Here is a 25,015-nt window from a genome sequence, read left to right as displayed (position 1 = left end):
ACTCACTTAGGCAGCCGCTCAACCGCAGCTGGACATGTTCTTTTCCTGACGTTTGGCTTCGCCCCACAGGGCGTCCAACTCTTCGAGGGTGCAATCTTCTATGGGACGATGGGTATCGCGCAATGCCTGTTCGATAAATCGGAAACGTCGTTCGAACTTGGCATTGGCGCCACGCAGTGCGGTTTCCGGGTCGACCTTGAGGTGACGGGCCAGGTTTACCGCCGCAAACAGCAGGTCGCCGACCTCATCGGCAATAGCCACCGAGTCGTTATCGGCCATGGCTTCGAGCACTTCATCGAGCTCTTCGCGCACGTTATCCACCACCGGCAAGGCTGAAGGCCAATCGAAGCCAACCTGGCTGGCGCGTTTTTGCAACTTGGCGGCACGGGACAGGGCTGGCAAAGCGACGGGCACATCGTCCAGCAGGGAGAGTTGCTCCGGTGCGTCGGATTTTTCCGCACGCTCCTCGGCCTTGATCTGCTCCCAGCGTTGCTTGACCTGCTCTTCGCTCAGCTGTGGGATATCCAGCGATGCATACAGATCGCCGGTGGGGAATACGTGGGGATGGCGACGGATCAGCTTGCGCGTGATGCTGTCGACCACCCCGGCAAATTCGAAGCGCCCTTCCTCCCGCGCCAACTGGCTGTAATACACCACCTGGAACAATAGGTCGCCCAACTCGCCTTGCAGGTGATCAAAATCGTCGCGCTCGATGGCGTCGGCGACTTCGTAGGCTTCTTCCAGCGTATGCGGGACGATAGTGGCATAGGTTTGCTTGATGTCCCACGGGCAGCCGTATTGCGGGTCGCGTAGACGGTTCATCAGGTGCAGCAGGTCATCCAGTGAATACATCAATTTGTGCCTAATCAAGTAGGAACGCCGCTGATCAAGTGTGAGAGCAAGCCCGCTCCCACATTTTCAAACCGCGGTCATCCAGTGACTCATGGTGCGCGATTACGCCGGGTTTCAATGATATTCGGCAACTGGGAAATCCGCCCCAGCAACCGCCCCAGTGCGTCCAGCCCCGGAATCTCGATGGTCAGGGACATCAACGCGGTGTTGTCCTCTTTGTTCGAGCGGGTGTTGACCGCCAGCACGTTGATCCGCTCATTGAGCAGCACTTGCGACACGTCACGCAGCAAACCGGAACGGTCGTAGGCGCGAATGATGATATCCACCGGGTAGGTCAGCACCGGCACCGGGCCCCAACTGACCTGGATGATCCGCTCCGGCTCACGCCCGCCCAATTGCAGCACCGAGGCGCAATCCTGGCGGTGAATGCTAACGCCACGGCCCTGGGTGATATAGCCGACGATGGCATCCCCCGGCAATGGCTGGCAGCAACCGGCGATTTGCGTCATCAAGTTGCCCACGCCCTGGATCTGAATATCGCCACGCTTGCCAGGCTTGTAGCCGATGGCCTTGCGCGGGATCAGTTCCAGTTGCTCGCTGCCGCGTTCCGGCTCGACCAGTTGCTGCGCCAGGTTGACCAGTTGCGCCAGGCGCAAATCGCCAGCACCGAGGGCGGCGAACATGTCTTCGGCAATCTTCATGTTGGCTTTTTCGGCCAGCTTGTCGAAGTCCACCTGCGGCAGGCCCAGGCGTGCCAGTTCGCGTTCAAGCAAGGTTTTACCGGCGGCGACGTTTTGGTCACGCGCCTGCAACTTGAACCAATGGACGATCTTCGCCCGCGCCCGCGACGTGGTGATGTAGCCCAGGTTCGGGTTAAGCCAGTCGCGGCTCGGCGTACCGTGCTTGCTGGTGATGATCTCGACCTGCTCACCGGTCTGCAGGCTGTAGTTGAGCGGCACGATGCGCCCGTTGATCTTGGCGCCCCGGCAGTTGTGGCCGATCTCGGTGTGTACGCGGTAGGCGAAATCCAGCGGCGTGGCGCCCTTCGGCAAGTCGATGGCGTGGCCGTCGGGGGTAAAGATGTAGACCCGGTCCGGCTCGATATCCACCCGCAACTGATCGGCAAGGCCGCCGATGTCACCGAGTTCTTCGTGCCATTCCAGCACTTGGCGCAGCCAGGAGATTTTCTCTTCGTACTGGTTGGACCCGGCCTTGACGTCGGTGCCCTTGTAGCGCCAGTGCGCACAAACGCCCAATTCGGCCTCTTCGTGCATGGCGTGGGTGCGGATCTGCACCTCCAGCACCTTGCCCTCGGGGCCGATCACCGCGGTGTGCAGCGAGCGATAACCGTTTTCCTTGGGGTTGGCGATGTAATCGTCAAACTCCTTGGGGATGTGCCGCCACAGCGTGTGGACGATACCCAGCGCGGTGTAGCAGTCGCGCATTTCCGGCACGAGCACACGTACGGCTCGCACATCGTAGATCTGGCTGAAAGCCAGGCCTTTGCGCTGCATTTTGCGCCAGATGGAATAGATGTGTTTGGCGCGGCCGCTGATGTCGGCTTCGACACCGGTGGCCTGCAACTCCGAGCGCAACTGGTTCATCACGTCGGCGATAAAACGCTCACGGTCGAGCCGCCGCTCGTGCAGCAACGTGGCAATCTGTTTGTACTGATCGGGTTCGAGGTAGCGGAAGGACAAGTCCTCCAGCTCCCACTTGATATGGCCGATACCCAGGCGGTGCGCCAGCGGCGCGTAGATATCGAAGACTTCGCGGGCGACGCGGTTGCGCTTCTCGTCGTCGGCAGTTTTTACCGCACGGATCGCGCAGGTACGCTCGGCCAGCTTGATCAGCGCGACGCGTACGTCGTCGACCATGGCCACCAACATCTTTCGCAGGTTTTCGACCTGACCCTGAGTGCCCAGCACCAAGGACTGTCGTGGGCTGAGGCTGGCGCTGATCGCGGCCATGCGCAGCACGCCGTCGATCAGCTTGGCCACTACCGAGCCGAAACGCTGGCCAACGGTCGCCAACTGGATGTGCCCTTCACGCACGCCGCGATACAGCACGGCGGCGATCAGCGAATCCTGGTCCAGCTTGAGATCAGCGAGGATCTCGGCGATTTCCAACCCGGTGCGAAAGCTTGACGTGCCTTCGGCCCACAGGTTCTTGGCCGCATTGTCTTGCTGCTCAGACTCACGAGCGAACTCGCAGGCTGCTTTCAAGGCTTCACGGTCCAGTGCCGGGTCGACACTGATGGCATGATCCAGCCATGCCTCGAGATTGATACTGCCGTCGGTGTTGATCGGCTGGTGTGCTCTCACCTGTACCATCTTGCTTACCTTCCCTACGACGCACCTTGGGGGCGCCAAAAATCATCCCGACCTTTGCTGCAAGCTCCCTGGCAGTTCACGCCCCTGAAGAATGCAGGCCAGTCGGATTAAACGGGCATCCTAGCCCGCTTCAAATAACGCCATGGCCTCGACATGCGCGGTTTGCGGAAACATGTCGAGGATCCCGGCACGCTTTAGCCGGTAGCCTTGCTTGACCAACTCAACCGAGTCCCGCGCCAGCGTGGCTGGGTTGCAGGACACATACACCAGACGCTTGGCCTTGAGGGTCGCAAGCTTGCGCACAACCTCCAGGGCACCATCACGCGGTGGGTCCAAGAGTACCGCAGAAAAGCCCTGTTTGGACCAGTCTGCGTCAGTCAAAGGCTGGGACAAATCGGCCTGAAAAAACTGCGCATTATGCAAATCATTGCTGACGGCATTGACGGCAGCCCGCTCCACCATGGCCTGCACACCTTCCACCGCCACCACTTCACGCACCTGGCGCGCCAGTGGCAGGGCAAAGTTGCCCAGGCCGCAAAACAGATCCAGCACCCGCTCGTCGGGTTGTGGCGCCAGCCATTCCAAGGCCTGGGCGACCATCACCGCGTTGACCGAGGCGTTGACCTGCACGAAGTCACCTGGCCGGTAGGCCAACTCCAGGTCCCACTGTTCCAATCGAAACCCCAACACCGAGTCGGGTTCGACCGGTTCCGGCTGACCCTCGCCATGCAGCCATAATTGCGCTTCATGGAAATGGCAGAATTCTTCGAGGATCAGCAGGTCCGCGTCCGACAACGGTGCCATATGCCGCAGCAATACCGCGATGGACGTACCGCTGAACAGCTCCACATGCCCCAGGGCCTGAGGTTTGCTCAGCCGGCGCAACAGGTTCGGCAAGCGCTGCATGATCGGTTGCAAGGCCTGTACCAGCACCGGGCAATCATCGATGGCAACGATGTCTTGGCTGGCCACGGCGCGGAAACCGACTTCCAGATGTTTGGCCTTGGCATCCCAACGCACGGCCACACGGGCGCGGCGACGGTAACCGAATTCCGGGCCACTCAAAGGTGCAGCCCACTCTTGCGGTTCGACACCCGCCACACGGGACAGTTGCTCGGCGAGCATGCGCTGTTTCAGGGCAAGTTGTTCGGCGTGGGGCAAGTGCTGCACGCTGCAACCGCCGCAGCGGCCAACGTGCGCGCACGGTGCCGGGCGACGCAGTTCGCTGGCGGTGAACACACGTTCGGTGCGCGCTTCGACGATCTTGCCGTGGGCGCCCAGTACCCGTGCTTCGACTTCTTCGCCGGCCAGCGCACCATTCACAAACCAGGTGCGGCCCTCAAAGAACACGATGCCGCGCCCGTCATTGGCCAGGCGCTCGATGGTCAGGCGTTGTTTCTTTCCTACGGGGATCTGCGGGGCTCGGCTGCCGCCCGTCGGTTGGAAGCGCAGCCCCCTCTCGTGCTTGGCCATCAGTTAGGTTCGTCGAAGAGGCCGGTCGACAGGTAACGGTCGCCTCGGTCACAGATAATCGCGACGATCACCGCGTTTTCCACTTCTTTGGACAATCGCAACATACCGGCCACCGAGCCACCGGAGGACACGCCGCAGAAGATGCCTTCTTCACGGGCCAGGCGGCGGGTGGTGTCTTCGGCTTCACGCTGGGCCATGTCGATGATGCGGTCCACGCGGGTCGCGTTGTAGATTTTCGGCAGATACTCTTCGGGCCAACGGCGGATGCCCGGGATGGCAGAACCTTCCATCGGTTGCAGGCCGATAATCTGGATCTCGGGGTTCTGCTCCTTGAGGTAGCGCGAATTGCCCATGATGGTGCCGGTGGTCCCCATCGAACTGACGAAATGGGTGATGGTGCCCCCGGTCTGGCGCCAGATTTCCGGGCCGGTGGTGGTGTAGTGCGCCTCGGGGTTGTCGCCGTTGGCGAACTGGTCCAGCACCTGGCCACGGCCTTCGGCGGCCATGCGTTCGGCGAGATCGCGCGCGCCTTCCATGCCTGCTTCCTGGGTCACCAGCAACAACTCGGCGCCATAGGCGGTCATCGCGGCCTTGCGCTCGGCGCTGCTGTTGTCGGGCATGATCAGCACCATCTTGTAACCCTTGATCGCGGCGGCCATGGCCAGGGCGATCCCGGTGTTACCCGAGGTGGCTTCGATCAGGGTGTCGCCCGGCTTGATCTGCCCGCGCAACTCGGCGCGGGTGATCATCGACAACGCCGGACGGTCCTTGACGGAGCCGGCCGGGTTGTTGCCTTCGAGCTTGAGCAACAAGGTATTGCTGGTTTCGCCCGCCATGCGTTGCAAGCGGACCAGGGGCGTGTTGCCGACGCAATCGGCGATTGTAGGGTACTGCAAGGTCATGGCGTATTCGCAATCCAGACTGCGGGGGCGGACATCATACCGGGAAAGGCCGGCAGGCCATATCACGCAAAGTGCGGTGCTTATGGCTTAAAGGCATAAGCAGAGAATGTGTTGCCTGGGAGCCGGCTCCAAATCTTGGAGTACATTCTCCTGTGGCCGCTGGCTTGCCTGCGATGGCCGCGACGCGGTCAGCCTGCTAACCCAGTCGTCCATCGCCGTGGTTTCGCTGAAAAACCTCCTCCCCCATCGCCGCAATCTGGCCTTCGATCAAGGCTTCGAAGGGCTTGAGCAATGGTTCGAATGAGGCGGGTGCTTCCAGCACTTGCAATGCCTGCACAATGGCTTCCACTGTGGACAAAGCACCCGGCCCTGGCGCCTTGCGCAGCCGATACCGGGAAACGCCGCCCTCGGTCAACGTTACACGGGGCAACGCCGCCAACAATGGATTGAGGTGCAGCAGTTTGCGCGCCTTGCGCCAGGTGCCGTCGGGAACGACCAACAACACGGGCTGATCACCGGGAGCATAGGCTTGCAGCGGCTGCGCGTCCTCTGCAGGAAACAATAGTCGCGCTTGGTAGCCGTGCGGATTCAGCAAGGTAGGCAAGTCATCAAACACCTCCCCCACCACCAATTGCGCATTGTTCAACCCCAACGCCGCCAAACGCGCAGTATTCAGCGCGTGGTTGACCTCACTCGGGTGCTGCAACAGCAATACGCGCGTGCGGCTGTCGAGGCTGGGGATCAGCGCGCACAGGCAGTGGGTGGTCGGCCGCAAACAGCGGGAGCATCGGGGTCTGGACATAGTGGTTTCAGGCCTGGTTGAGCTGGGCTTTGAGCAAGTCGCGGAAGGTCTGGATCAGTGGTTCACGGCTGCGGCCGCGGCGCATGATCATCGAGAACGGCGCCTGGTAGCCGAAGGTCGCCGGCAGCAGCACGCGCAGGTCGCCTTTGTCGGCCCAGGCCTGGGCGTAGTGCTCGGGCAGGTAGCCGATATAGGCGCCGGACAGCACCAGGATCAACTGCGCTTCCATACTTTCCACGGTCGCGGCGCTGTGCTTGAAACCGTGGCGCGCCAGTTCGGCCTGGCTCCAGTAGCCACGACCGACCATGCGTTGTTGGGTGATGACTTGCTCGGGGATACGCCGTTCATTGAATAGAGGATGTCGGGTGCTGCAATACAACCAATGCTGCTCGCGATACAGCGGCATGTAGATCAGCCCGCTCATGCGGTTGGAGAAAGCGCCGATGGCCAGGTCCAGGCGATTGTCCTGCACGCCCAATTGCAGTTCGTAAGGGCTCATCACCGACAAGTGCAGGTGCACCGCCGGGTGTTCCTGGCTGTAGGCGCCGATGACTTCGGCGAACGGCAGGGCTTTGTCGCTGACGGTGGAGTCGAGCACGCCGAGCTTGAGGGTACCGCGCAGTTCGCCCTTCAACGCCGCCGCGTATTGCTCGAACCCTTCCAACTCACCGAGCAGGCGAAGGGTTTCCTGATGGAACAACTCGCCCTTGCTGGTCAGGCTGAAGCCGCCCCGGCCGCGATGGCACAACACCAGCCCCAGCGCCGATTCCAATTGGCTCATATAAGTGCTGATGGCCGACGTCGACAGGTTGAGTGCGTGCTGGGCATTGGCGAACCCCTGGTGCCGCACGACGCTGACGAAGATGCGCAAGAGTTTCAGGTCGGGCATAGCACTGGCCATGGGGTCTCCGAAGGCACACACAAAATCCTCTGGGAGCGGGCTTGCTCGCGAATGCGGTGGATCAGTCAAACGATCGTTGAATGACACACCGCATTCGCGAGCAAGGCCACATTTGAACCGAGTTTACCTCAGCCATTAGTTTATAAAAATCTGAACTAAGTATTTGCTCCTGGCGATTCTTTCGTTTCCAGGGATTTCGCAGAATCGGCCCCTAATAAACAAAACAACGATGAGGCACTCCCGTGGACAAGATTTTTCACCAACCACTGGGCGGCAACGAAATGCCGCGCTTTGCCGGCATCGCCACCATGATGCGCCTTCCCCACCTGCAATCGGCCAAGGGCCTGGACGCCGCTTTTGTCGGCGTGCCGCTGGACATCGGCACCTCGCTGCGTGCCGGCACCCGTTTCGGGCCGCGTGAAATCCGCGCCGAATCGGTGATGATCCGCCCGTACAATATGGCCACCGGCGCCGCGCCGTTTGATTCGCTGTCGGTTGCCGACATCGGCGACGTGGCGATCAACACCTTCAACCTGCTCGACGCCGTGCGCATCATCGAAGAAGCCTACGACGAGATCCTCGAGCACGGCGTGATACCGATGACGCTGGGTGGCGACCACACCATCACCCTGCCGATCCTGCGGGCGATCCATAAAAAACACGGCAAGGTCGGGCTGGTGCACATCGATGCCCACGCCGACGTCAACGACCATATGTTCGGCGAGAAAATCGCCCACGGCACCACCTTCCGCCGCGCCGTCGAAGAAGGCCTGCTCGATTGCGACCGTGTGGTACAGATCGGCCTGCGCGCTCAGGGCTACACCGCCGAAGATTTCAACTGGAGCCGCAAACAAGGTTTCCGCGTGGTCCAGGCCGAAGAATGCTGGCACCACTCCCTCGCGCCATTAATGGCCGAAGTGCGTGAAAAAGTCGGCGGCGGCCCGGTGTACCTGAGCTTCGACATCGACGGTATCGACCCGGCCTGGGCGCCAGGCACCGGCACCCCGGAAATCGGCGGGCTGACCACCATCCAGGCCATCGAAATCATCCGTGGCTGCCAGGGCCTCGACCTGATTGGTTGCGACCTGGTAGAAGTTTCGCCGCCCTACGACACCACCGGTAACACCTCACTGCTGGGCGCTAACCTGCTGTACGAAATGCTCTGCGTACTGCCAGGCGTGGCGCACCGCTGATGAGCACGCACGAGGTGCTGCAGGCCGCCGACGACCTGGTGGCGGCCTTCGCTCGTAATGACCGCGCCGCGTACTTCGGCGCGTTCACGGCCGATGCCAGCTTTGTGTTCTACACCCTCCCCCAACCACTGCTCAGTCGCGAAACCTATCAGGCGCTGTGGGACAGTTGGCGCCGGGACGAGGGGTTCGAGGTGCTGTCATGCACCTCGAGCAACGCCTTTGTCAGCCTGCAGGGTGACGTGGCGATTTTCATGCATGACGTGACCACCGAGTTGCGCATGCAAGGGGAGCAATTCTTTAGCCAGGAGCGCGAGACCATTGTCTTTAGACGGCAAGGGTCTGGCACACAACAAAAACAAGGCCTGTGGCTGGCCTGTCACGAACATTTGTCCGCTATGCCGGAAGGGCTGCCGCCCCCTTAGCCAATATGATCGGAGCTGATCATGAATAATAAAAACAACGATAAACGTATTCGCAAGATAGAAACCAACGGGGTCGAGCAGATCCCAGACCACGAACGCACCGCCACACCCAAGGATCTGTTCCGGCTGATCTTCGGCGGAGCCAATACCTTTGCCACCGCTGTGCTGGGTTCCTTTCCCGTGCTGTTTGGCTTGTCATTCCAGGCCGGCGTCTGGGCGATTGTGCTGGGCGTACTGGTGGGTGCGCTGATCCTGGCGCCCATGGGCCTGTTCGGGCCGATCAATGGCACCAACAATGCGGTGTCTTCCGGTGCGCACTTCGGCGTGCACGGGCGGATTGTCGGCTCGTTTCTCTCGCTGTTGACCGCGATCGCCTTCTTCTCACTGTCGGTGTGGAGTTCGGGCGATGCGCTGGTGGGGGGTGCGAAACGTCTGATCGGCCTGCCGGAAACCGACCTGAGCCTGGGCATGGCCTACGGGGTGTTCGCCATTCTCGTACTGACGGTGTGCATCTACGGCTTTCGCTTCATGTTGTGGGTCAACCGCATTGCGGTGTGGGCGGCGAGCCTGCTGTTTCTGCTGGGGATCTTCGCCTTTGCCCCGGCTTTCGACCGCCATTTTGCCGGCACCTTAGCGATGGGGCAGACCGGTTTCTGGGCGGCCTTTATCGGCGCCGCGCTGGTAGCCATGAGCAACCCTATTTCCTTCGGCGCATTCCTCGGTGACTGGTCGCGCTACATCCCGCGTGAGACGTCGAAAATGCGCATCATGCTAGCGGTGGTCCTGGCGCAGATTGCCACCTTGATCCCGTTCCTGTTCGGCCTGGCCACCGCGACCATCGTGTCGATCAAGGCGCCGGACTACATCGCGGCGAATAACTATGTCGGCGGTTTGCTGGCGGTGGCGCCCACCTGGTTCTTCCTGCCGGTGTGTTTGATCGCGGTGATCGGCGGCATGTCCACCGGCACCACATCGCTGTATGGCACCGGGTTGGACATGTCCAGCGTGTTCCCGCGCCTGTTGTCGCGGGTCAAGGCCACGCTGATGATTGGGGTGATGTCGATTGCCTTCATCTTTATCGGACGCTTCGCCGCCAACCTGGTGCAGAGCGTGTCGACCTTCGCCGTGCTGATCATCACCTGCACCACCCCGTGGATGGTGATGATGATCATCGGGCTGATTGTGCGTCGCGGCTTCTACTGCCCGGATGACCTGCAGGTGTTCACCCGTGGTGAAACCGGCGGACGCTACTGGTTCAGCCATGGGTGGAACTGGCGCGGGCTGGGGGCGTGGATTCCGAGTGCGCTGGTGGGCCTGTGCTTTGTCAACCTGCCGGGGCAGTTTGTCGGGCCGCTGGGCAACCTGGCCGATGGCATTGATATCAGCCTGCCGGTCACGCTGGGGCTGGCGTCGGTGGTGTACCTGACCTTGCTGCGTGTGTTTCCGGAACCCGCGGCTGTCTACGGCCCAACCGATCCCCGCACTAAGCGCATGGATGCGGGCGTTAAACCGGCACTGCAACCCGCCGCCTGATCCTCAAAAAAAAGATAATTGGAGACTCGCCGCCATGGCTTTGGATTTATTCGTCGTACTCATCTACGCCGCAGGCATGCTCGTGCTCGGCTATTACGGCATGCGTCGCGCCAAGACCCATGAAGACTACCTGGTGGCCGGGCGCAACCTGGGCCCGTCACTGTACATGGGCACCATGGCGGCCACGGTACTGGGCGGCGCATCGACAGTCGGCACCGTGCGCCTGGGTTATGTGCATGGCATCTCCGGCTTCTGGCTGTGTGCCGCGCTGGGTATGGGCATCGTTGCGCTGAACCTGTTCCTCGCCAAGCCGCTGCTCAAGCTGAAGATCTTCACCGTCACCCAGGTCCTGGAAAAGCGCTACAACCCCATGGCGCGTCAGGCCAGTGCGGTGATCATGCTGGCGTATGCGCTGATGATCGGCGTGACCTCGATCCTGGCCATCGCCACGGTGTTGCAAGTGCTGTTCGGCCTGCCGTTCTGGATTTCGGTGCTGCTCGGTGGTGGCGTGGTGGTGGTGTATTCGACCATCGGTGGCATGTGGTCGCTGACGCTGACCGATATTGTGCAGTTCGTGATCAAGACCGTTGGCCTGATGTTTATCCTGCTTCCAATCTGCCTGTATCGCGTTGGCGGCTGGGACGAGTTGGTGGCCAAGCTGCCGGCGTCGAGCTTCAGCTTCACAGCCATCGGCTGGGACACGATCATCACCTACTTCATGATCTACTTCTTCGGCATCCTGATCGGCCAGGACATTTGGCAACGGGTGTTCACCGCCCGTGACGAAAAAGTCGCCCAATACGCAGGTACCTTCGCCGGCTTCTACTGCATCCTCTACGGCCTGGCCTGTGCACTGATCGGCATGGCGGCGCAGGTGCTGATTCCGGACCTGGATAACGTCAACAACGCCTTTGCCGCGATCGTGAAAGTGTCGCTGCCCGACGGGATTCGCGGCCTGGTGATTGCCGCGGCTCTCGCGGCGATGATGTCCACGGCCAGCGCCGGTTTGTTGGCCGCCTCCACCGTCCTCACCGAAGACCTGCTGCCGCGCCTGCGTGGCGGTAAACAGTCGAGCCTGGCGATCAACCGTTTGTTCACGATGCTGACCGGTATTGCCGTGCTGGGTATCGCACTGGTAGTGAACGATGTGATCAGCGCACTGACCCTGGCCTACAACCTGCTGGTGGGCGGTATGTTGATTCCGTTGATGGGGGCGATCTTCTGGAAGCGCGCGACGACGTCGGGGGCGATTAGCTCAATGACCTTGGGGTTTGTGACGGCGCTGGTATTTATGTTCAAGGACGGGCTGGATGCGAACACGCCGATTTACTACAGCCTGGCGGTCGGGCTGGTGAGTTTTGTACTGGTGAGTTTGTTGTCGCGTAAGCCGGAGGCGGTGGTGGCTCGGGCTGTGTGATGCATAACAGAATGTAGAGCGGTTTCGTCAGCGGGTGCGACGTCGGAGGTCGCACCCGTTTTTTATCCCTCAACGCTCAAGTGTGAGTTTGCTGGATGATTTCCTGAACTAAAGAGGCCCATACCAATCCATGCGTTGTTCAATTTGGGGCATCCGTCTGGTGAATCACCAAGGCACGCACGCTACGCAAATCTCCCTGCTCAATCGATAGAAACCGACGACGCTCAACCCTGTCGGAAATCACCATTCCTTCGCCATCAATGCTCGACATCCCACTACCCTTGCGTCCTTGTGAAGACAAAAATAGAGAAGGACGAACCGGAAAAAGGCACGGATGAAAGGATAAGAAGAAGGGTCCGACGACAACTCTGGTCTCGTCAGATAATCCAGTAAAGCGGTAGGGAACAAACTGCGGCTGCGCCCGAATGACAGGGAACCGAGCACGCCCTGAATAACACCCCATTGCACAGCGCCCGCACGATCAACGAATCGATCGCATGAGCGCTTCAGGATTTACCTGCGACGCGGGCGGCGCTGCTCATCATCTGTGCGAATCGGCACCGGTTGTAGCGGAGGCTCGATCAAGCCCAGTGCAACACCCAGATCATGGAGCCAGTTTTGAATTTTCTCTTTCATGGTTGCCCCCCTTGAGGGTAATGCTGGTAGGCGCAAGTTCTGTCGCCTTTTCCTACATTGATAGTAGCCCTAAGTCCTACATAATGCATGAACGAAACCACAACGAACTATTACTGAATTGATTCAAATCCTGACGGATCGTTCAAGCAATTGCACGTGCGTCTCGCAGGACCTCTGCCCTGCCCTCTTGCTGAACGTCGATCCATGCATTGAGGTTAGCGCCGAGCATACCCTTTCGCCACATCAGCCAGGTGGTCGCAGTGGCAAAAGGCCCTATCAGCGGATGAACGGACACATTTTCCTTGCCTGGCAGGCTCTCGAGCATGGACTCGGACATCAACGCCACCCCGGAGCCGGCAATCACGCAGGCGAGCATGCCTTGATAGGATTCAATCTCGATTGCCCGCCCCATGGCCACACGCTCGTGGGAAAACCAGGTTTCCAGGCGAGTGCGATAAGCGCAACTGCGGCGGAAGGTGAACACTGAACGCCCGGCCACATCCTGCGGCCCGCGCACCGGCGGGTGATCGGCCTCGCATATCAGCACCAATCTTTCCTCGCACAGGGCGACGCCGTCCAGGGACGCGATGGTGATGGGACCGTCCACGAATGCAGCATCCAGCCGACCGGTGATCAAGCCTTCGAGCAACTCACCGCTGGGCGCCGATTGCACTTGCAGGTTCACCATCGGATAAGCCTTGTGATAGCGCGCCAGCAGATTGGGCAAGTGAACCGCTGCCGTGCTGTACATGCTGCCCAACACAAAATCCCCAGCCGGTTGCCCGCCTTGCACGGCGCCATGGGCTTCGTCGTGCAACGCCAGCAGACGGGTGCTGTAGTCGAGCAACACCTTGCCTGCCGGAGAAAGCTGCAAGCGTTGTCGTTCACGCACGAACAGCTCGACGCCGAGCTGTTCCTCCATCTGCTTGAGCCGGGTCGACAGGTTAGACGGCACCCGATGCAGACGCTCGGCGGCGCGGGTGATGGAGCCCTCTTCGGCCACGGCCTGGAAAATGCGCAATTGACTGAACTCCATACCTTTCTCCAAAACTGAACAAGTTGCTCACTATTATTCAATTTTACAGAAAGTCAATCGGCTTTAGCCTGAGGGTATTCGCTTACCCGCAGGAAATTTGACCATGTCTCCCTTGATTCGCTTACTTGCCAGCTTTGTCGCCCTGATGATGGCGATGGGCATTGGCCGCTTCGCCCTCACCCCACAAATGCCGCACCTGCTCAGTGAGGGGCAGATCGACCTGACCGGCGCCGGCCTGATCGCTGCCGCCAACTACCTGGGCTACTTCGTCGGCGCTGTGGATTCGATCTTTGCGCGCACCCACCACCACGTACGCGGGCGCTTGTATGGCGGCTTATGGTTGTGTGTGTTACTGACGCTGGCGTCGCATTGGGCTCATGGGTTCTGGCCGCACTTATTGCTGCGTTTTGGTGCCGGTGTCGCGAGTGCCTGGGCACTGGTGATGATCACCAGCCTCAGCCAACCATTGGCGATTGCAGCCGGGCGTCCACGCCTGGGCGCCTTGGTATTCGCCGGGCCAGGGTTGGGGATACTGTTAACCGGTTTACTGGCCCTGGGCTCCAACCTGCTGGAGCAAAACTCGGCAACGTTGTGGCTGGTGTATGGCGTGGTGGCGCTGGTGATGTTGTTGGCAATCCTGCCTTTCCTGCCCAGGCCTTATGCCGATGGCGCAGCGGTTACCAGCCACACCGAGGTAGGCAGCAACGGCAGCATCGCGCATTTGTGCTGGATCTACGTGCTGTTCGGCCTTGGCTACATCATTCCGGCAACCTTCCTGTCGCAGATGGCCAGCGCGCAGTTCAAAGGCGCCTGGCAGGCCGATCTGTTCTGGCCGTGCTTTGGCCTGGCCGCAGCAATTGGCGTGGGAGTGGCGAGCCTGCGCCGCAAGGACCCGAACACCACGCGCCGTTGGCTGATGACCACGCTGTGGCTGCAAGCGGGCGGCGTGTTCGCCTGTTTGTTCGGCAATGGCTGGGGTTTGGCGCTGGGCGTGCTGCTGTGTGGCGGGCCGTTCCTGGCCTGCATGCAGTTGGTGATGGCTCGCCTGCGGGACGTCGCGCCCCACGGCTACCAGCGCAGTACCGGGCTGCTGACCGCCAGCTTTGCCATCGGCCAACTGAGCGGCCCTTTGCTGGCGTCGGTCAGCAGCCACCTCAGCGGCGGGTTGCAACCCGCGCTGGTGATTGCCGGCGCGGGCCTTTTAATAGCGGGCTTGGTGCTGCTCAGCCAACGACCAGCGGAGCAGGCACACGAATCTGCTCACGCCGAGCCAACACTAGGAAAAACAGCCCACCCAGGAAGCAGCCGGTAAACCAAGCGAAGTTGGCCATAACCTGCAACGCCGGAGTAAAGGTGATCGCGACACCCACCAGCGTCGCCGGCACCAGCGCCTTGACCGCCGTCCAGTTCACGCCACCGTCGAAGTAGTAGCGCCCGCTGGGGCTGTCATCAAACAGTGCATCCACGTCGATCTTCTGTTTTTTGATCAGGTAGAAATCTACCAGCAGAATCCCGAACAGCGGCCCGATAAAAGCCGCAAGGATATCCAGGGTGTAGTGGATCATCAGCGGGTTATTGAATAGGTTCCACGGCGTGATAAAGATCGACGCCACCGCGGCGATCATCCCTCCCGCACGCCAACTGATTTTGCTCGGCGCGACGTTGGCGAAGTCAAACGCCGGGGAAACGAAGTTGGCGACAATATTGATGCCGATGGTCGCGGTGACAAACGCAAAGGCACCGAGCAACACCGCCATGCTGTTATCGATGCGCGAAACCGTGGCAATCGGGTCATGCAGCATTTCGCCGAACACCGGCAAGGTGCCCGAGACGATCACCACGGTGACCAGGGAAAACGCCAGGAAATTCACCGGCAGCCCCCAGAAGTTGCCGCGTCGTACGTCCTGCATGCTGCGGCAGTAGCGGCTGAAGTCACCGAAATTCAGGGTTGGCCCGGAGAAGTACGACACCACCAGCGCGGTGGCCACGATCACCTGGCCAAACGCCTGCCAACCCGACAGGGATTTCTCTGACAGGGTGAAGCTGATATTCGACCAACCCGCCTTCCATACGATCCAGCCGGCCAGGGCAAACATCACCGCATACACCACCGGCCCCGCCCAATCGATAAAGCGGCGAATAGACTCCATACCAGCCCAGAACACGGCCGCCTGGAGCAGCCACAGACTCAGGAAACCAAACCAGCCAAGGTAGGACAGGCCTGCAAAATGCGGTTCGGCATACACCGCCATCTGTGGGAAGAAGCGCAGCACCACAATGATCAACGCACTTGATGCCAAATACGTCTGGATCCCGTACCAGGCCACAGCGATAAAGCCACGAATCACAGCAGGGATATTCGCACCAAACACGCCGAACGCCAGCCGACAAATCACGGGATAAGGCACAGCGGCCTGCTGGCTCGGCTTAGCCACCAGGTTGGCGATCAACTGCACAATGCAAATACCGGCGAGCAAGGCGATCAACACCTGCCAACTGGCCAGCCCCAGGGCGAATAGGCTGGCGGCGAACACATAACCGCCAACGCTGTGCACGTCGCTCATCCAGAAGGCGAAGATGTTGTACCAGGTCCACTTTTGCGGCAGTGGGCCCAAGTCCTGGTTGTACAGGCGCGGGCTGTAGCCTTTGGGCAACTGTTCGGTCATCGCTGGGCTCCTCGAAATACCGGCCTGCGCTTCCGTCACGGGGTGCATACGGGAGGCGGCATGGCTTGTATACGAGACAGTCAGCAGAATGCGTGCCAATTGAGCGCAGTCCCTTTGATACGGTGTTCCAAAGCGATTGACACAGGTCTAGAAGCAGGGACGACGCTCAGCTACGGTGCACATCAATCCTGTACACAATCAACGGTGCACTCGATGTGCACACCAGTAGCCCACCGTACAGCACGCCGCAGTCAGAAAGGTGCCCCAGGCCATGTCCATGATTGCCAACTGCGCGGACCAACCTTGCAGCGTGGCCCAGTTGCTCAGGTCATAGGTGCCGTAGGCAACCAAGCCAAGCAAGGCTCCAAGGCGGGCGGCGCGTTGCCAACGGGTGCTGGGCAACACCACGAACACTACGCAACCCAGTACATAAAGGAGATAGAAGAATGTCGCGGGCAACAGGCGGGGCTGATCCAGCATCAGTGGACCCAGCAGGGATTTGTAGGTGGGTCCCATGAGGACGCCAAGCCAGAGGCCGTCCAGGATCAGGAACGCGAGCAGAGTGCCGAGGTAGGCGAAGAGCGTTTTCTTGGTCATTGATGAAACCTCTGTAGGCACCGGACGGCGCCTACAGAAGAGCAAAGTGCGATCAGCTTAGTTCAATGCGATCCGCGTGAATCACGATCTGGCCCTGCTTATACAGCGCACCAATGGCTTTCTTGAAGTTGCCCTTGCTCACGCCGAACACGTTACTGATGACTGTCGGGTCGCTTTTGTCGCTGACCGGCAAGGTGCCGTTGTTTTCACGCAACTTGGCGAGGATCTTCGCGTTCAGGCTTGAGGCTGCTTCCTGGCCGACCGGTTGCAGGCTCAGGCTGATATTGCCGTCAGCGCGGATCTCTTTGATAAAGCCCTTTTCTTCCTTGCCCGGGCGCAGGAACTTGAAAACTTCGTTCTTGTGGATCAGGCCCCAATGCTTGTTGTTGATGATCGCCTTGAAGCCCATATCAGTGGCCTCAGCCACCAGCAGGTCGACTTCCTGGCCCACCTGGTAGTTCGCCGGCGTTTTGTCCAGGTAACGATCCAGGCGTGCAGTGGCGGTGATGCGCTTGGTGTGTTTGTCGAGATAAACATGCACCACGCAGTATTCACCTGCGGTCATCTGGCGTTTTTCTTCCGAGTACGGCAGCAACAGATCCTTGGGCAAGCCCCAGTCAAGGAACACGCCAATACTGTTGACTTCCACCACTTTCAAACTGGCGAATTCGCCCACTTGAACTTTTGGTTTTTCAGTGGTGGCGATGAGTTTGTCATCGCTGTCCAGATAGATGAAAACGTTAAGCCAGTCTTCATCTTCGCTGGGAATATCTTTAGGGATATACCGATTAGGCAAGAGGATTTCACCGTCTTGCGCACCATCCAGGTACAAACCGAAGTTAGTGTGTTTTACCACTTGCAAGCTGTTGTAGCGCCCGACTAAAGCCATGTCCAAATACCCTCATTGCGTGAGCGGCATTCTACCCGAGTTGGACCCGCCACGCGCGGGCGCCTGAAAAAACGCGGGCTGACGTGGCCTTGCAATAGCACCACCCAACGCACAGCCCGCTCGTCCGATCAACCGGCTGGTTTTTCCAGGCCGCCAACCGTCGTCCGCCCCATGGTTTCGAATTAAAACAATAAGTTAGGGGGGTTATTTCAACAATGAAACTTTACCATTTCCGGCCGCAGCACTTATTCCCGGGGGATATTTACCAAGCAATTGTCAAGTATTTCCTGTACGATGCCTGGCCAAGTTAATTTTCTACAGGTTAGTGGCCGCCATGCGTGTAAAAGCATCCAACAGCAAAGCAAAGCCAGCTCCAGCCGTTGAAACCAGCGAATCGATCAACAGCCAGATCGCTGCGTTCCTTAAGTCCGGCGGCGAAATCCAGCAAATTGCCAAAGGCGTGAGCGGCCAGACTTTCGGCCCATCCAAGCAGATCAGCTTGGGTAAAAAGTAATACTGTGCAACACGCCTGGTCCCTAAGCGTCTTGCCCTCAAGGCGCTAGGACTAGAGTTCGAAATACCCTCTCCAATCATCCACATATTTGCATGAATCGACGAACGGGCCTCACCTGCCGGCATTCGCCGGTATGCTTGCACGCGTCTAGCGCGGGCATCTGCCCGATGTCCTTCGTCACTGCTCCTCGCTTTTCATGGTGTGAAGCATGCTCAAATCCTGTATTTTCCTGGTCGCAGCCCTGCTGGCCAGCCCCTTCGCCGAAGCGCAAATCTTTCAGCGCGAATTTGGCGATTTCGATTTGAAATTGGGCACCACTCCCAGCCGCAGCATGGCGCAGGGCTTGGTCAAGCCGACGTCGCCTGGCAGCGACTCGTTCCATGGCGGGTTGGACCTGAGCCACGACAGCGGCCTGTACTTCGGCCAGTTTTCCCCAAATATGGGCTTGTCCTCAGCCAGCACCCTCGAAGTCGATTCCTACATGGGTTTCAAACACCCCTTCGACCAGACCTTAGGCTACGAAGTGGGCTTGATCCATTACAGCTACCCCAAGCTCAGCCCCCTCGACAGCCAGGAGTTCTACGGCGGCCTGAACCTGCTGGGCAATCGCTTTGGCGCCTCCTTCAGCAACGATCCGGACCGCCAAGACAGCACCCTATTTGCCGACCTCGGCGGCACCCAGCCTTTCGGCATTGGGGTCAGCATGAAATACACCACTCATCAGTTGGGCACTCCAGTCTCGGTGGACGGCGGCTCCATCCGCGCCTTCAGTGACTGGTCGGTGCAGTTCTCGCGGGACTGGATGGGCGTTGACCTGAACCTGATCTACAGCGACTCCAGCCTGAGCGGCGGGGATTGCTCGGCGTATTCCGGACACAATTCGCAATGCGATGGTCTGTTGACGTTGAAGGCTGCGCGGACGTTTTATTAATGGGCTGAACTGTCGCGCCCAGCGCGGGCTCACATGTGACACCCCATTCCGCGAAGGACCCGCCCATGCTGCGTCGGCTCAAATTACTGGTGGTATTACTGACCGTGAGCCTGATGCTCGCCGGCTGCAATCGTGTGGGCCTGGCCTACCGCAACCTGGACGTGATCATCCCCTGGACCCTCAACGATTACCTGGACATGAACACCGGGCAAAAGAGCTGGTTCAACGACAGACTCAAGGAACACCTGGCCTGGCACTGCACCACGCAACTGCCGGGTTATCTGGATTGGCTGGATCGACTGCAACAGATGGTCGACAACAATCAAGTCACCGAAGCCGCACTACAGTCCAGAACTGTCGAGGCCAAGCAGGCTATTGACGAGATCGCCCGTGAGATCACGCCATCAGCCATCGAACTGCTCAAGGGCCTGGACGATCAGCAGGTCAGGGAAATGAACGAGGCATTGGCCAAGGATCTACGCAAGCGCCGGGATGAATACCTCAAGCCGCCCCTCGCCCAGCAGATCAAAGAGCGCGCCGAGCGTATGAGCAAGCGCCTGGATGCGTGGATCGGCCCGCTCAGCACCCGTCAGCAAAGTCGCGTAACGGCCTGGTCGCTCGCTTTGGGAGACCAGAACACGGGATGGATCGGCAACCGTGCGAAGTGGCAGGCTCAATTCATCGACGCCGTGCAACAACGAGGTAGCGCCGACTTTCCGCAGAAAATGCAGCAGTTGCTGGTGGATCGGGAAAGTTTGTGGACCCTGCAATACCGCGCCGCTTATGCCCAGACAGAAGCGGCAGCGCGCAGTCTGTTGGTCGACCTGATGGCTGACAGTAGTGCGCAACAACGCTTGAAGCTGACGCAGAAGATTGATGGGGTACGCAGCGACTTCAAGGCACTCAAATGCCTGAAGGCCGCCACACATTGACAATGTGGGAGCAGGCTTGCCCGCGATAGCGGTGGGTCAGTAACGATTATATCGACTGACACGCTGTCACCGCGGGCAAGCTCCCACAGGGGAGCTCAGGCAATCTGAGCTTTTGAAGCCACTTCGGCAAACGTCGCCGGATCCAGCGCATCCGCCTGCTCATCCAACACCTGACGCGGGTGATCATTGCCCGGGATCGAACTGTCGATCAGTGCCAGCAGCTGCGCACCGAGTGCAGTCAGGATGAAATTCTCGCCATTACCGCCCTCTTCCTCAGGGCGCGATTCAATAAAGCCACGCTTGAGCAGCAGCGCCTCATAATCGGCAGCGGTCCTTTTCAGCGCATCCAGGTTGCCGGTCGAGTCGCCCGCCGTTGCCTTCTCGGCTGCTTCCTGCTCGGCATACTTGCGCGGCGCGAAGCTGCCCTCGCCGTTCTGCACTTCATGCAACAGCCGTTCGATCAGATCCCAGTTGTAAGTCGTCATCCTGATTCCTCCTGCAGGCTTAAGGAAAGTAGCCCGTCTTCAGGTGTGACCCGTCACGTCAGCCGCCGTTCAGCCGAATAGACGGCGGGCCATTTCTCTGAACTTTCCAGACGTTCGCGCCCTCAACAGCACATAACCGCCAAGGAGGTCTCTCCATGAAAACCCTGAAAAACCTGGCCATCGCCGCCACGCTGCTGACTGCTCTGCCAACCTGGGCTTGCACACCAGACGAGGCCACGGCCAAGCGAGAACAACTGGCCCAGGAAGTGGCCAAACTGACCGAACAGAACCCGACCAAGGCCAAGGAGATAAACGACGAGCTGCAGAAGATGGATCTGGATACCGAAAGCGCCGAGTTTCCTGACAAGTGCCAGTTGATCGACGCCCGGTTCAAGGAGCTCAAGGAAGCAGCCGCCAAAGCCAAAAGCTGAAGGCATAAAAAAACCGGACAAATGTCCGGTTTTTTTCCATCACTCAAGCCTTACTCAGCAGCCGGTGCTTCCGGCTTGCGGCGCTTAAGTGGCGCCATGCCATCCTTACTCACGAGCGACAGGTTGTCGGTCTTCGGCCGGTTGGCGATCTTGCGCTTGGTCGGCGACTTGGCGCCGGTTTTCTTCTTGTCGCCCTTGGCGTCAGTCTTTTTCTTCTTCACGCCAACCGCCTTGCCCGACGCCTTGACCTTCTTCGGCCCGGTGTAAGTGCCTTTGACTTCCTTGATGGTGCGACGCTCGAACGACTGCTTGAGGTAGCGCTCGATGCTCGACATCAGGTTCCAGTCGCCGTGGCAGATCAGCGAAATGGCCAAGCCATCGTTGCCGGCACGCCCGGTACGGCCGATACGGTGCACGTATTCGTCGCCGCTGCGCGGCATGTCGAAGTTGATCACCAAGTCCAGGCCATCCACGTCCAGGCCGCGCGCGGCAACGTCAGTGGCAACCAGAATCTTCACGCCGCCAGCCTTGAGCCGGTCGATGGCGAGTTTGCGGTCCTTCTGGTCTTTGTCACCGTGCAGCACGAACGCCTTGTATTCCTGGGCCACCAGGCGACCGTAGATGCGGTCGGCCGCAGCGCGGGTATTGGTGAACACGATGGCTTTCTGATAAGTCTCGTTGGCCAGCAGCCAGTTGAGAATCTGCTCTTTGTGCACATTGTGGTCGGCAGTGACGATCTGCTGACGCGTGGTCGCGTTCAGGTCGCTGACGTTGTTGACCTGCAGGTGCTCAGGGTTGTTGAGGATCTTGGCGACCATTTCACGCAGGGTCGAACCGCCGGTGGTGGCGGAGAACAGCATGGTCTGCTGGCGGTTGACGCACTCGGCTACCAGGCGCTGCACGTCGTCGGCAAAGCCCATGTCGAGCATGCGGTCGGCTTCGTCCAATACCAGCACTTCAACTTCCTTGAGGTCAAGGTTGCCGGCGTTGAGTTGCTCGATCATGCGGCCAGGGGTACCGATCAGGATATCCGGCACCTTGCGCAGCATGGCGGCCTGGACCTTGAAGTCTTCGCCGCCGGTGATCAGCCCGGACTTGATGAACGTGAACTGCGAGAAGCGCTCCACTTCCTTCAAGGTCTGCTGGGCCAGCTCGCGGGTCGGCAGCAGGATCAGGGTCTTGATGCTAACGCGGACTTTGGCCGGGCCAATCAAACGATGCAGAATCGGCAGGACGAAAGCGGCGGTCTTGCCACTCCCGGTTTGAGCAGTCACCCGCAGGTCACGCCCTTCGAGCGCGAGCGGGATGGCCGCTGCTTGCACCGGCGTAGGCTCGACAAATTTAAGCTCGGCCACGGCTTTGAGCAGGCGTTCGTGCAGGGCGAATTGGGAAAACACGGGTGCTACCTCGAAGAAATACAAAAAAACAGCTGCATAGGTTACCGGTTTCGGGCGTCCAAACCGAGTTTCTTTACGCGAACGGTACTAATCATCTGCTTTTTTGTCAGGGCATTTGTCCATGACGTCAACTTTGTCGTACTTAAATGCTCTAATCGCCCCGTCTTGTCTTACAGAAGAATCGGTCTCATCCATGGATATCAAACAGCTTTGGATCAACGTCCAAGACCTTTGGGGCACCCTCGATCAACACCCATTGCTCCATGCCAGCCTCGGGCTGCTGGTGTTGCTGGTCGTGGCGCTGTTGCTTGGACGTGTAGCGCGTTATCTCATTCTCCACGCCGTCAAATTGCTCGGCCGGCAACCGGCCCTGCACTGGGTCAACGATCTGCGGCACAACAAAGTCTTTCATCGCCTGGCCCAGATGACGCCATCGCTGATGATCCAGTTCGGCCTGTACCTGGTGCCGGACCTGAGCAAGACCGCTATTCTGTTTATCGGCAACGTGGCCCTGTCGCTCACCATTCTGTTCCTGGTACTGGCCATGAGCGCAATGCTCAACGCCTTACTGGACATCTACGCACGCACCGAACACGCACGCACCCGCTCGATCAAGGGCTATGTGCAGTTAGCGAAGATGGTGTTGTTCGTGTTTGGCGCAATCATTATTGTCGCCACCCTGATCGACCGTTCGCCGCTGTTGCTGCTCTCAGGCCTGGGTGCGATGTCGGCGGTGATCCTGTTGGTGTACAAGGACACCTTGCTGTCGTTCGTCGCCAGCGTACAACTGACCAGCAACGACATGTTGCGGGTCGGTGACTGGATCGAAATGCCCCAGGTCGGCGCCGACGGCGATGTGGTGGACATCACCTTGCACACAGTCAAGGTGCAGAACTTCGACAAGACCATCGTCTCCATTCCCACCTGGCGCCTGATGTCCGAGTCGTTCAAGAACTGGCGCGGCATGCAGGCCTCCGGCGGGCGCCGCATCAAGCGCTGCCTGTATATCGACGCCAGCGGCGTGCGCTTCCTGCGTGACGATGAAGAACTGCGCATGACCCAGGTGCACCTGCTCACCGACTACATCGGGCGCAAGCAGGCTGAACTCAAGGCCTGGAACGAAGCTCAGGGGAACAGCGCGCAATTGTCGGCAAACCTGCGCCGCATGACCAACCTCGGCACCTTCCGCGCTTACGCCCTGGCGTACCTGAAAAGCCACCCGGACATCCAGCCGAACATGACCTGTATGGTGCGCCAGATGCAAACCACCGCCCAGGGCGTGCCGCTAGAGATCTACTGCTTTACCCGCACCACAGCGTGGGCGGATTACGAGCGGATCCAGGGGGATATCTTTGATTACCTGCTGGCGGTATTGCCGGAGTTTGGCTTGAGCTTGTATCAGCAGCCGAGTGGCAATGATCTGCGCGCAGGGATGTTGCCGGCGGTGCTCGGGGCCAGTCATTTGCCGGCCCCGGAAAAAATATCGATTTAACGACGCGGCCTATTGTGGGAGCGAGCTTGCTCGCGAAGGTGATGAGTCAGCAAAACAAAAGATGTGCTGATTGACATACCGTATTCGCGAGCAAGCCCGCTCCCACAAGGGGTTCAGCGTAAGAATGGCGCCTTTCGCACACCCAACCGACTGATCCACACCGCCCCCAGAATCACCAACCCACCCAAGGCCAAGCGGCCCAGCGGCTCATGCTGGTTCCAGATCAGCAGGTTCAGCAGCAGCCCCACCGGCACATGCAGATTGTTCATCACCGCCAAGGTGCCGCCATGGACCAGGCAGGCGCCTTTGTTCCACCAATACATCCCCAGGGCGGTGCTGACCAGTCCAAGAAACACCAGCACGCCCCATTGCAGCGGTGCTTCCGGCAGAAAGTTCGACTTGCCGAACAGCAGGAACGCCGGCAACACCACCAGCAACGCGCCCACGTAGAAGTAACCAAAGCGTCGGTAGTGCGGCAAATCACTGGGATAACGCGCGACCAAGTGCTTGTACATCACCTGCCCGGCGGCGTAGGTGAAGTTGGCCAGTTGCAGCAGCAGGAAGCCCCCAAGGAAGTGCGGGGTGATCTGGTCGAAGCGGATCACCGCCGCGCCGGCTACCGCCACCAACGCGGCGATCAACGCCCAGGGGTTGAAACGGCGGTTGAGGGCATCTTCGATAAGGGTCACGTGCAGCGGCGTAAGGATAGTGAACAGAAGCACCTCCGGCACCGTGAGCACGCGAAAGCTCAGGTACAGGCACACGTAGGTCACGCCAAACTGCAGCGCGCCAATCACCAGCATGCCGCGCATGAAGGCTGGCTCCACCGAACGCCAGCGCGTCAGCGGGATAAATATCAGCCCGGCCAGCAACACGCGCACCAGCACGGCAAAATAGCTGTCGACGTGACCGGCGAGGTATTCGCCGATCAAGCTGAAGGAAAATGCCTGAATCAGAGTGACAACCAGTAGATAGCCCATGCGCGCCTCATTTCGAATGGGCGGGACATTAAAGGTTTTCGACGATTGAAGAAACTCGGGGCAAAAAAAACCCGACCTCGCTAATGCGTCAGTCGGGCAGGAGCACTCAGGAGCAAAAAGTGCAAAGGGAGGTTCGATACGCGTACTTGAAGGGTTGCGTGGAGCTAGATAAACATCGAGGGATTATCTGGCGATTAAAAG

General features: G+C 59.5%; 24 protein-coding genes. 10 read left to right on the top strand and 14 right to left on the bottom strand.

From position 1 onward, the window contains the following. Positions 1 to 18 precede the first annotated feature (18 nt). From mazG to AACY08_RS03270, 6 genes are all read right to left on the bottom strand, one after another. Positions 19 to 852: a nucleoside triphosphate pyrophosphohydrolase gene (mazG, locus tag AACY08_RS03295; protein WP_339468039.1), complete on the bottom strand. Its 834-nt coding sequence runs from the start codon at positions 850 to 852 to the stop codon at positions 19 to 21. A gap of 89 nt (positions 853 to 941) precedes the next feature. Beyond that, positions 942 to 3,185, bottom strand: coding sequence for a GTP diphosphokinase (gene relA, locus AACY08_RS03290; RefSeq protein WP_339468037.1), 2,244 nt, complete (start codon positions 3,183 to 3,185; stop codon positions 942 to 944). Between the two features lie 120 nt (positions 3,186 to 3,305). Further along, on the bottom strand, positions 3,306 to 4,658 hold the full coding sequence (rlmD, locus tag AACY08_RS03285; protein WP_339468035.1) for a 23S rRNA (uracil(1939)-C(5))-methyltransferase RlmD: 1,353 nt from the start codon (positions 4,656 to 4,658) through the stop codon (positions 3,306 to 3,308). Continuing rightward, complete coding sequence (gene cysM, locus AACY08_RS03280; protein WP_339468032.1) at positions 4,658 to 5,560, bottom strand: cysteine synthase CysM; 903 nt, start codon at positions 5,558 to 5,560, stop codon at positions 4,658 to 4,660. The genes rlmD and cysM overlap by 1 nt, the downstream gene beginning before the upstream one ends. A 196-nt stretch (positions 5,561 to 5,756) precedes the next feature. Continuing rightward, on the bottom strand, positions 5,757 to 6,362 hold the full coding sequence (locus tag AACY08_RS03275) for a tRNA-uridine aminocarboxypropyltransferase (RefSeq protein ID WP_339468030.1): 606 nt from the start codon (positions 6,360 to 6,362) through the stop codon (positions 5,757 to 5,759). A gap of 7 nt (positions 6,363 to 6,369) precedes the next feature. Next, the gene (locus AACY08_RS03270) at positions 6,370 to 7,263 is read right to left on the bottom strand and encodes a LysR family transcriptional regulator (RefSeq protein WP_339468028.1); all 894 of its coding nucleotides are present in this window, start codon (positions 7,261 to 7,263) and stop codon (positions 6,370 to 6,372) included. Positions 7,264 to 7,505: 242 nt separating this feature from the next. Here AACY08_RS03270 and speB point away from each other — a divergent pair, with 242 nt between their 5' ends. The 4 genes from speB to AACY08_RS03250 are packed head-to-tail and all read left to right on the top strand — an operon-like array spanning position 7,506 to position 11,828. Next, entirely contained in the window at positions 7,506 to 8,456 is a 951-nt protein-coding gene (gene speB / locus AACY08_RS03265; RefSeq protein ID WP_049712093.1) for an agmatinase, read from the top strand. Then, on the top strand, positions 8,456 to 8,878 hold the full coding sequence (locus AACY08_RS03260) for a YybH family protein (protein ID WP_339468025.1): 423 nt from the start codon (positions 8,456 to 8,458) through the stop codon (positions 8,876 to 8,878). Before speB ends, AACY08_RS03260 begins: the two co-directional genes overlap by 1 nt. Before the next feature lie 21 nt (positions 8,879 to 8,899). Beyond that, entirely contained in the window at positions 8,900 to 10,411 is a 1,512-nt protein-coding gene (locus tag AACY08_RS03255) for a purine-cytosine permease family protein (RefSeq protein ID WP_339468023.1), read from the top strand. A gap of 34 nt (positions 10,412 to 10,445) precedes the next feature. Continuing rightward, positions 10,446 to 11,828 carry a sodium:solute symporter gene (locus tag AACY08_RS03250; RefSeq protein WP_339416707.1) on the top strand — a complete coding sequence of 461 codons (1,383 nt, stop codon included), beginning with the start codon at positions 10,446 to 10,448 and terminating at the stop codon, positions 11,826 to 11,828. Positions 11,829 to 12,341: 513 nt separating this feature from the next. Here the strand turns inward: AACY08_RS03250 and AACY08_RS03245 are convergent. Both AACY08_RS03245 and ptrR read right to left on the bottom strand, forming a co-directional pair. Then, positions 12,342 to 12,464, bottom strand: coding sequence for a PA1414 family protein (locus tag AACY08_RS03245; RefSeq protein ID WP_003193089.1), 123 nt, complete (start codon positions 12,462 to 12,464; stop codon positions 12,342 to 12,344). A 142-nt stretch (positions 12,465 to 12,606) separates the two neighbouring features. Beyond that, entirely contained in the window at positions 12,607 to 13,500 is an 894-nt protein-coding gene (gene ptrR, locus AACY08_RS03240) for a putrescine utilization regulator PtrR (RefSeq protein ID WP_339468021.1), read from the bottom strand. 103 nt (positions 13,501 to 13,603) lie between these two features. Here ptrR and AACY08_RS03235 point away from each other — a divergent pair, with 103 nt between their 5' ends. Next, a complete protein-coding gene (locus AACY08_RS03235) occupies positions 13,604 to 14,812 on the top strand; it encodes an MFS transporter (RefSeq protein WP_339468019.1) in 1,209 nt (402 codons plus the stop codon). On the opposite strand, the gene AACY08_RS03230 is transcribed toward AACY08_RS03235, so the two are convergent. The 3 genes from AACY08_RS03230 to AACY08_RS03220 all read right to left on the bottom strand — a co-directional run bounded on the left by AACY08_RS03230 (position 14,724) and on the right by AACY08_RS03220 (position 17,652). Beyond that, positions 14,724 to 16,166, bottom strand: a complete 1,443-nt coding sequence (locus AACY08_RS03230) for an NCS1 family nucleobase:cation symporter-1 (protein WP_339468017.1) — start codon at positions 16,164 to 16,166, stop codon at positions 14,724 to 14,726. The genes AACY08_RS03235 and AACY08_RS03230 overlap by 89 nt on opposite strands. A 198-nt stretch (positions 16,167 to 16,364) precedes the next feature. After that, positions 16,365 to 16,763, bottom strand: coding sequence for a DUF2177 family protein (locus AACY08_RS03225; protein WP_339468015.1), 399 nt, complete (start codon positions 16,761 to 16,763; stop codon positions 16,365 to 16,367). A 52-nt stretch (positions 16,764 to 16,815) separates the two neighbouring features. Further along, on the bottom strand, positions 16,816 to 17,652 hold the full coding sequence (locus tag AACY08_RS03220; protein ID WP_339416717.1) for a CvfB family protein: 837 nt from the start codon (positions 17,650 to 17,652) through the stop codon (positions 16,816 to 16,818). 334 nt (positions 17,653 to 17,986) lie between these two features. On the opposite strand from AACY08_RS03220, the gene AACY08_RS03215 reads away from it, so the two are divergent. From AACY08_RS03215 to AACY08_RS03205, 3 genes are all read left to right on the top strand, one after another. Further along, complete coding sequence (locus AACY08_RS03215; protein WP_003193095.1) at positions 17,987 to 18,166, top strand: hypothetical protein; 180 nt, start codon at positions 17,987 to 17,989, stop codon at positions 18,164 to 18,166. 208 nt (positions 18,167 to 18,374) lie between these two features. Then, positions 18,375 to 19,097 (top strand): TorF family putative porin, encoded by a 723-nt coding sequence (locus tag AACY08_RS03210; protein WP_339416719.1) that lies wholly within the window; start codon positions 18,375 to 18,377, stop codon positions 19,095 to 19,097. 65 nt (positions 19,098 to 19,162) lie between these two features. Next, complete coding sequence (locus AACY08_RS03205; protein WP_339468013.1) at positions 19,163 to 20,029, top strand: DUF6279 family lipoprotein; 867 nt, start codon at positions 19,163 to 19,165, stop codon at positions 20,027 to 20,029. A 95-nt stretch (positions 20,030 to 20,124) separates the two neighbouring features. Here the strand turns inward: AACY08_RS03205 and AACY08_RS03200 are convergent, their stop codons facing one another. Beyond that, entirely contained in the window at positions 20,125 to 20,514 is a 390-nt protein-coding gene (locus AACY08_RS03200) for a transcriptional regulator (protein WP_339468011.1), read from the bottom strand. A 155-nt stretch (positions 20,515 to 20,669) separates the two neighbouring features. On the opposite strand from AACY08_RS03200, the gene AACY08_RS03195 reads away from it, so the two are divergent. Next, on the top strand, positions 20,670 to 20,945 hold the full coding sequence (locus AACY08_RS03195; protein ID WP_339416725.1) for a hypothetical protein: 276 nt from the start codon (positions 20,670 to 20,672) through the stop codon (positions 20,943 to 20,945). Between the two features lie 50 nt (positions 20,946 to 20,995). On the opposite strand, the gene AACY08_RS03190 is transcribed toward AACY08_RS03195, so the two are convergent. Beyond that, complete coding sequence (locus AACY08_RS03190; RefSeq protein ID WP_065873815.1) at positions 20,996 to 22,342, bottom strand: DEAD/DEAH box helicase; 1,347 nt, start codon at positions 22,340 to 22,342, stop codon at positions 20,996 to 20,998. 193 nt (positions 22,343 to 22,535) lie between these two features. On the opposite strand from AACY08_RS03190, the gene AACY08_RS03185 reads away from it, so the two are divergent. Continuing rightward, positions 22,536 to 23,834 carry a mechanosensitive ion channel family protein gene (locus AACY08_RS03185; protein ID WP_339468009.1) on the top strand — a complete coding sequence of 433 codons (1,299 nt, stop codon included), beginning with the start codon at positions 22,536 to 22,538 and terminating at the stop codon, positions 23,832 to 23,834. A 113-nt stretch (positions 23,835 to 23,947) separates the two neighbouring features. Here AACY08_RS03185 and AACY08_RS03180 read toward each other — a convergent pair whose 3' ends face one another. Beyond that, on the bottom strand, positions 23,948 to 24,814 hold the full coding sequence (locus AACY08_RS03180; RefSeq protein ID WP_339468007.1) for a carboxylate/amino acid/amine transporter: 867 nt from the start codon (positions 24,812 to 24,814) through the stop codon (positions 23,948 to 23,950). Positions 24,815 to 25,015 lie beyond the last annotated feature (201 nt).

Origin of the sequence: Pseudomonas sp. EL_65y_Pfl1_R83, from assembly GCF_963970695.1 — a bacterium.
Classification (GTDB): Bacteria; Pseudomonadota; Gammaproteobacteria; order Pseudomonadales; family Pseudomonadaceae; genus Aquipseudomonas; species Aquipseudomonas tritici.
The sequence above is the reverse complement of the archived record's forward strand: the minus strand, read 5'-3'. Positions and strand labels throughout refer to the sequence as shown.